The organism is Aporhodopirellula sallentina SM41 (assembly GCF_000346505.1).
Classification (GTDB): Bacteria; Planctomycetota; Planctomycetia; order Pirellulales; family Pirellulaceae; genus Rhodopirellula; species Rhodopirellula sallentina.
Map to the genome: position 1 here is coordinate 19,859 of NZ_ANOH01000283.1, position 7,240 is coordinate 27,098.

The 7,240-nt window shown below is 48.6% G+C and carries 7 protein-coding genes; all 7 read left to right on the forward strand.

Annotated elements, in window-relative coordinates:
• Nucleotides 1-31 precede the first annotated feature (31 nt).
• Nucleotides 32-1,276 (forward strand): O-antigen polymerase, encoded by a 1,245-nt coding sequence (locus RSSM_RS19345; protein ID WP_160168153.1) that lies wholly within the window; start codon nucleotides 32-34, stop codon nucleotides 1,274-1,276.
• Complete coding sequence (locus tag RSSM_RS19350; protein WP_144059957.1) at nucleotides 1,260-2,642, forward strand: hypothetical protein; 1,383 nt, start codon at nucleotides 1,260-1,262, stop codon at nucleotides 2,640-2,642. Before RSSM_RS19345 ends, RSSM_RS19350 begins: the two co-directional genes overlap by 17 nt.
• Before the next feature lie 131 nt (nucleotides 2,643-2,773).
• Nucleotides 2,774-3,289 carry a hypothetical protein gene (locus tag RSSM_RS33265; protein WP_144059958.1) on the forward strand — a complete coding sequence of 172 codons (516 nt, stop codon included), beginning with the start codon at nucleotides 2,774-2,776 and terminating at the stop codon, nucleotides 3,287-3,289.
• A 221-nt stretch (nucleotides 3,290-3,510) separates the two neighbouring features.
• A complete protein-coding gene (locus RSSM_RS32600) occupies nucleotides 3,511-4,137 on the forward strand; it encodes a sulfotransferase domain-containing protein (RefSeq protein ID WP_160168154.1) in 627 nt (208 codons plus the stop codon).
• 324 nt (nucleotides 4,138-4,461) lie between these two features.
• Nucleotides 4,462-5,322 carry a glycosyltransferase gene (locus tag RSSM_RS19370; RefSeq protein WP_160168155.1) on the forward strand — a complete coding sequence of 287 codons (861 nt, stop codon included), beginning with the start codon at nucleotides 4,462-4,464 and terminating at the stop codon, nucleotides 5,320-5,322.
• A 16-nt stretch (nucleotides 5,323-5,338) separates the two neighbouring features.
• Nucleotides 5,339-6,082, forward strand: coding sequence for a putative capsular polysaccharide synthesis family protein (locus tag RSSM_RS31805; RefSeq protein WP_144059959.1), 744 nt, complete (start codon nucleotides 5,339-5,341; stop codon nucleotides 6,080-6,082).
• Between the two features lie 440 nt (nucleotides 6,083-6,522).
• The coding region (locus RSSM_RS19380; RefSeq protein WP_044303057.1) for a polysaccharide biosynthesis protein at nucleotides 6,523-7,240 on the forward strand (718 nt) is incomplete at its 3' end.

Below are 7,240 nucleotides of genomic sequence, written 5' to 3' on the forward strand. Positions count from 1 at the left end.
ATTCCCTATGGCGTCAATCGAATCATCATACTTGCTGTTTACTCTTGTCTCGCTTTTTCCTGCCATTTTTGGGATCTTGCAAACGCGAGATCTTTTTGACCCGAGGGTGTTTTTGTTGGTTTATTGGTTGTCATATACCTCGCAGTTGTCGATCTATTTCTTGCAGAGCGGGGTTTTGCCTTCTGGTGTTGTTCAAGCCCATGTTTCATCTGTGCTTACCTGTGCTGCGGCGTCGTCAATTGCTTTTACTGGTGTTTCAGCGGCCGTTGTAAGACCATCGAAAACAAGAGTCAACGGTGAGAAAAGGCAAGAAATAGCATGCATCAGTAGAGACTTGTCTTTTCTGTTGATGGTTGTGTTTTCCGTCGCAATTATGCTTTACGCGCTGCGGTTTGGGGGGCTTGAATTCCATAAGGCAGAGCATCGCGATGGCAGGTCGCACGAAACCGCCTCGGTGTATAGATTGCTGGTGGTGTCGACTATGCTCACTTCTATGGTCGCAATTTCTCTGGATGCTCAGGTTGCGGAATTTGGTAGGAGTCGCGTCAGGGGGGTTCTTGCGATGTTGTTATGTCAAATCGTGTGGTGTTGGTTTTTGTCGGAGAGGAATGTTGTATTGATTGCGGTGTTAGTTGCTGCGATGTATCGGTGTAGACGCTTGTTGCACATTAGAGTGTTCGCCTTGGGGGTCGCTTGTTTTATGCTGTATTTTGTGCAGTTGGATCGATCGACAACGAGCCAGCAGCAGGAGCTCGATTCTGGTGCGGTAAGCGAGTACGTCACTACGAAGGGGCTGCCTCGATTTTCGGCAAGCTTGACTGTATTTACGAACGTTGTTGATTTGATTCCGCGTCGGAATGATTATTTCTTTGGAGCCAGTTATCTGACATCCCTTCAAACATTTTTGCCGGGCGACCCCTTGGGGGCTAGGGAGCGTTCGATTGCAACTTGGTTCCCAGAGCACTACTACTTTCAAGGCAGCACAGGAGTGGACTTTGCCGTTGACGCAGAAGCCTATGCCAATTTTGGCTGGATTGGCCCTCCCTTCGTTTTCGCGTTGCTTTGTCTGGTTTTGTCGCTTCTTTACTCCAGGAGGAGGGAGTTTGGGCTGGCTTCAGTGCTTTACCCTGTTGTGGTTTTAATTTTTCTAGGGGCTATTCGGACTAACTCCCAGACTACTTTCAAGATGATAGTAGGTGCGTTCGCTTTCTGTTTCTTGCTTATTTTTATCGCCAAAGTTGCGAATCGATCTCGAGGTCTTGCCGGGCATGGCTAGGCCTGTAGCGGAAAATGGCGCAGTTTCGCCGTCGTTGCCTGTGTCTTCTTTGTTGGGTAAGGGAGACGGCAACGCTTCAGCGATATTGAAGCTTTTGAGGTTGGCATTGGTTTTTTTTGTCCGCGCCACATCTGCGTCAGGTAGTTTGCTGCTTGCGGTTGCTATCACGGAATTTGCGACAATAGAGAGTCTTGGCCTGTTCACTGTTTTGCAGAGCGGGTTGACCTTTATGGGACTTCTTGCCCGTGGGGGAATGGGCGTGGCCTATCTTCGGGCCGGAAGTCGAATGCAACTTCGGGAAGACTTGGTGTCGCTTCATTTAGTGTTTGGCATTGTTCGGAATTGCATGGTTCGTCGTGGTGTGGTGCTAGGAGGTATAGGAGCGTTAGCGTTTTGGGGGTATCTGCAGTTTAGTAGCGTTTCCGGTGCCTACGTCGGCTTGTTTTTTGGTGCGTGTGTGCCCGCATCGGTTTTGCTTGCGTTGGCATCTGAGCATTTTAAGAGTAAGTCGTTGGTTGATGTCTCGCTCATGCTGACCCCAGGTGTTGTAGCCTTGTTGACTGCGTCAACAATCCTAGCGCTCACGCGCTTTGAAGTTTTCGCTGGTCTTGTGCCGCTCTGGTTAATTGTGGTGGTTTACATCTGTGTGTATTGGGCTGTTGCGCTGTCGGCGCTTTTGATGGTCCAGTGGGTCGAGAGTCGCTGTATTCGCAAATCGAGTTGCGATCACGCTGCCGAAGAGTTAAGGAAGATTACGCGGGAAATTCAAACGGCCGGTCCACGGTTTTTGGCTATTCAATTACTTACATATGGTACATTTGGTGGGCTTTTTCTGTTGGCTGGATTCTTCTTTGATGGCAAGGAGCTGGGGGTGGTTCGGCTTTCGGAGCGTCTCGCAACGCCAGTTATGCTAGTGCTTTCGATTGTAAATCCTTTGATAGCTGCGCCATTGGCGCAGTTGTATGGCGAGAAGAAAATTGATCAATTAAAGTTATTGGTATGGAGCGTTAGCAGGGTTTGTGTCGGCTTGGCTGTATTGCTTGTGCTGATTAATTTGGCGTTTATAGATTGGTTTTTAGCGGATTGGGTAAACGCTGGGTTGGTGTCAGTTCCGCTTGTGGTGGTTGTGCTGTTAGGGAATGCGATTAACCTTGCGTGTGGTCCGTTAGGTATGGTTTTAAGTATGGCTAATCAAGAAAAAATGCTTGAGAGAATTTCGCTTTGCACAATGGTTGTTACGGTCGTTTTGTGTTGTTTGATGACCTTTCTTTTCGGTCCTGTGGGGTTTTGCTTGGCGATCGCAATCTCATACTCAACTAAAAATTTGTTGATGTACCGCGTGTATAAAAAGGTCTTCTTTTGTTAGGTTTGGAGAATCTCCCGTTGAAGGTCACTTGCAGGGCGCACTTGGCGCGGTATCGCCATAGGTATCTGCGGCAACTGCATGCGCAATGTCGTTCGCCGACCATTTTGGTTCATGCTCCTAAAACGGGAGGGATGAGCGTCTCCAAGGCCCTGGGATATGAAAAGGATCCCGGGCATTTCACATTTGCTCAGCATCTGGACACTAAAAAGGTTTCTGTAGAGCGAGTGGTCGTGACAATTCGTGATCCTATCGCACGGCTAAGGTCGATATTTAAATATTCTCGCAAACGCTCTCAGGCGAGCAGTCTTGCGCCCTTGCGCCCTGTTCGTAGGTATGAAAGTTTGAGTGGTTTTGTTTGTTCCAGTGATTTTCGCGTCATGGTTAAAGAGCATTATTTTTTTCGCCCGCAATATTATTTCGCTCAAGGAGTATTCGCTACAGAGTTGCCGGTTCATTTCATACGCACCGAGAAATTGGCTTCGGATGCGAGGCAAGCCGGGATTGCGGATGTAAAGCAGTTGAACAAGAGTCCAAGTATGAGCGATGAGGCAACTCGCCTTGATTCAGGGGCGTTTGAGATTGCTCGGTCTGCTTATGAGATCGATGAAATGTATCTTGCGATGGCGTTGTCTCGGATGCCTGCATGAACGGGCTGTGGTCCTGATTTGGCGCTCCTAGGTCGCTTTGTTTAGTTGTTCGTTTTTTCGCAATTAGAGTGTATGAAATGTCCGGGAACTCAAAGCGGTCGCGTTGGATAATCAGGGCGGAAGCTGCATATCGGCAGTTTTTTGTTCGCTACTGTTGTGATCGGCAGAGCTCATTGCAGGTTGCTGAGTTTCCGAAGTCTGGGGGGTCGTGGATCAGTGGGATGGTCTCAGATCTACTGCAGATTGACTTTCCTAGAAATCGGTTCCCGGCGAGCAGATCTTCGCTGTTTCACGGCCATGTGCTAGTTCGTTTTCCTGTTAAGAACGCCCTTGTGGTTTGGAGAGATCCAAGGGATGTCATGGTGTCGTGGTACTTTCATTCTATTGTTGGTAATTCTCACGTTCAGCCTAGTTTTGTTGCCAGCTGTCGTCGACGTTCGGGAATTGTTGATGCAGGCAACGTGAAATCAAATATGCAAAAATTCGTCAGGTGGTGTTTTGAGGATCCTTATTCACCTGCGTTCACTTGGAGTGATTTCTACGATTATTGGTCCTGCCAGGATTGTGATGTTTTAAAGTACGAGGACGTTTTGCAAAATCCTGTTGACGCATTGCTAAGCTTGGAGTTCCTCAGTTGTTTTTCGGGTGATAGGGAAGCGAGCGTAAGGCGTGTTGTTGAGGCGCATTCGTTCGCAAAGCAATCTGGGCGGAGGTCTGGTGTCGAAGTCAAAGGCGCATTTTTGAGAAAAGGTGTAGCAGGGGATTGGGTGAACTATTTTGATTCGGATGCGCTAGCGACGTTGATGTCCTATGCCGGGGATCGAATGAACGGGTTAGGGTATACTTAAATGGAACGCTTGTTGACTATTGGTATAGATGCGTCAAATATACGGGGAGGGGGCGGTGTTAAGCATCTTTCCGAAGTGCTTCGTCATGCTAGGCCATCGTCGCACGGTGTAGGTCGTGTAGTGCTCTGGGCACCCTGTTCGGTCCACGATGCATATGATAGGCGCCCATGGCTTGAGATTGTTTCTGTCCCTGAGTTTGAGAGGGGATTGTTGCAGCGTTATTTTTGGAGAACGTTTAGGCTCCGAAGTGACCTGGAGAAGCGATGCCAAGTATTATTTGTTCCGGGAGGGATTGCCCTTAAGACGAAAGTTCCGAACGTCGTCATGTCTCAGAATTTGCAGCCTTTTGCGGACTCAGAGCGTCGATCAGTTAGGTGGGGGCGTTCAAGGTTGCGTCTTGAGGTTCTTCGGGTTCTTCAGGGGCGATCGCTCAGCAAGGCAGCTGGGCGGATTTTTCTTACAGGCTTCGCGCTAGATTTAATTCGATCTCAGTTTCCCATCCCGGACATTGGTAACCGGGAGATTCCTCATGGAGTGGATAAGTGTTTTTTCGTTGATCGGCCGTCTTTCAAGGATGCAGCGAATCCACACGGCGATTATCGAATAGTCTACGTCTCAACAATCAATGGCTATAAGCATCAGTTGGAAGTGGTCGAAGCGGTGAGTAGGCTGGCCGAGCGTTGGCCGTCGTTGTCGTTGTCCTTGGTTGGGGGCGTGTATGACGAAACTTACTACGAAAATGTGCTTTCTCGAATTCGTGCAGCCAATGGAAACGCAGGAAGAGAGATAGTACGCCACGTGGGGAAAGTGTCATTCGACGAGTTGCCGAAAGTCTATCGCGAGGCTGATATGTCAGTCTTCGCTTCTTCGTGCGAGAATCTGCCAAATATTTTGTTGGAGTCTATGGCTGCATCGCTACCGATTGTTGCATCAACCTATTCGCCAATGCCACAAGTGCTTGGTGATTCTGGAGTGTACTGTGATGTAAGTTCTGCAAGTAGTATTGCTGATGCTATCGAGTCGTATTTAGTCTCGCCAGAGTTGTGTCGGAAAAACGCAGTCGCCGCGAATAGAGCGGCCTCGGGTTATTCGTGGGCCAGAACGTCCGATATGACGTTTCAGTTCCTGGCTAGCGTGGCTCGCGATCATTCTAGTCAATGTGCGAGCTGTCAAGCTATTGAGTAAGGTAAGGGTGTGTCCAATGATCAAGGGTTTTCTGCGTCGTTATAGTTGCAAACAGTTAGTGCTCATCTATCAGTTTGGTAAGGTTGGTTCTACAGCTTTGGCTTCTTCAATTGAAGGTGCTGTAAATGTGCATGATTTGTATGGGATGGTGCCGTGTCCTTGTGGTTTGCGATATCGTTTTTCGCTTGCGTATCGATTTCTTGGGTTGCCGATGGATCGATTTGTGCGTCGATTGCTTTTACGGCGCCGTGAGAAAATCGACATTATAGTGCCGGTTCGAGAGCCATGGTCGCGAAATTTGTCAATGTTTTTTGAGGATCTTGCGTTCTGGTACGTGGATTACTTTTCTACACGAAGGGCTAGCAAGAAAGTCGAGGGTCTCGCCTTGCTCAAGCAAGTTTTTCTTCAGTCTTTCGAGCATGAGAGTGCTGATAGTTGGTTTCAAAAAGAGTTTTGTAGGTTTGTCGGGGTCAGGTTGGACGAGATCGCATTCGATAAATCGCAAGGGTTTGCTGTCTTCGAAAAAGGGCGATACCGGTGTCTGCTCCTGACGGTAGATCACCTTCGTTCAGAGGGGGGGGGGAGGACTATCGAGGGGTTTCTTGGGCGTTCTGTGCGTATCATTGATGAGAATCGTGGTGAAAAGAAGTGGTATGGGGGCGTGTACGCGGAGTTGCTCTCGGATAGTGAATTTGTAGATGCATATAAAAAGCAAATGCAGGGTAGTGTGGTACAGAAAACATTTTTCAACACAGGTTAAGGTAGTGCTAGCATTGTGTTGAGAGGCTTGTTGTCCTCCACGAAATAGAACATTTGAGTGCCGGCTAGTGGCTTTCTGGTCGAAGTGCTAGATCGTGCGAATGAGTCCGGGAATTGTCGGGAATAGTATTCTTTCCGCTGGTAGTAGTGTTTGGTTTTTTGTGGGGCTTGCGAATGCAGAGTGCAGGAGTAATTGTGGAAATGGCTGGTTTTATAATTCTTGTTGAGAGTGTTCAGATTATAGTGTGCGCGTCGTATGCGGATGCGAGCGAAAACGGTTTTTATTACGTATGACGCCGATTGGCGGCTGGGAGCCGATTTCGTCGGTTCGCAAGTTGGGTTCGGCATTTTTGTCGATGTTTTCTTGCTGCCTGTTTTTATTCGTGACGTTTCGATCTAGCGACCGGCGTCGTTGCTCTTATCTGTTTTTGGAGTTTAGGTATGGCTTCTGTAGCTTCGTCTATCGGTAGAGCAGTTCTTATTACAGGTGGAACAGGGTCTTTTGGAAAGACCATGGCCGTCGATCTTCTGCATGCTGGTTATGAGGAGGTGCGTGTTTTTAGTCGCGATGAGTGCAAGCAAGATGAAATGCGCAATCAGTTTGCTGATAAGCGACTGAAGTTCTATATCGGGGACGTTCGGTCGCGTCAGAGTGTCGATCACGCAATGGAGGGGGTTGGTCTGGTGTTTCATGCTGCTGCGCTCAAGCAGGTTCCCAGTTGCGAGTTCTTTCCGATGCAAGCTGTCGAAACCAATATTGTTGGCAGTAACAACGTGATTGAGTCGGCGGTTGCTCATCATGTTGATTGCATTGTCTGTCTTGGTACGGACAAGGCGGTATATCCTGTTAACGCGATGGGAATGACAAAAGCAGTCATGGAAAAAGTGGCGCAAAGCGTTGCCCGCCGTTTAGACGACGACGCCAGTGCTACTCGCGTCTGTAGCGTCCGTTACGGCAATGTCATGTACTCACGTGGTTCGGTTATTCCGCTTTTTATTCGGCAGATCCGTCAGGGGGGGCCAATCACGATCACAGATCCGAAGATGACAAGGTTTCTACTGCCGCTTCGTGATTCCGTCGCGTTAGTTAAGTTTGCGTTTGAAAATGCGAGGCAAGGTGATGTGTTCATTAAGAAAGCGGCGGCGTGTACGATTGAAG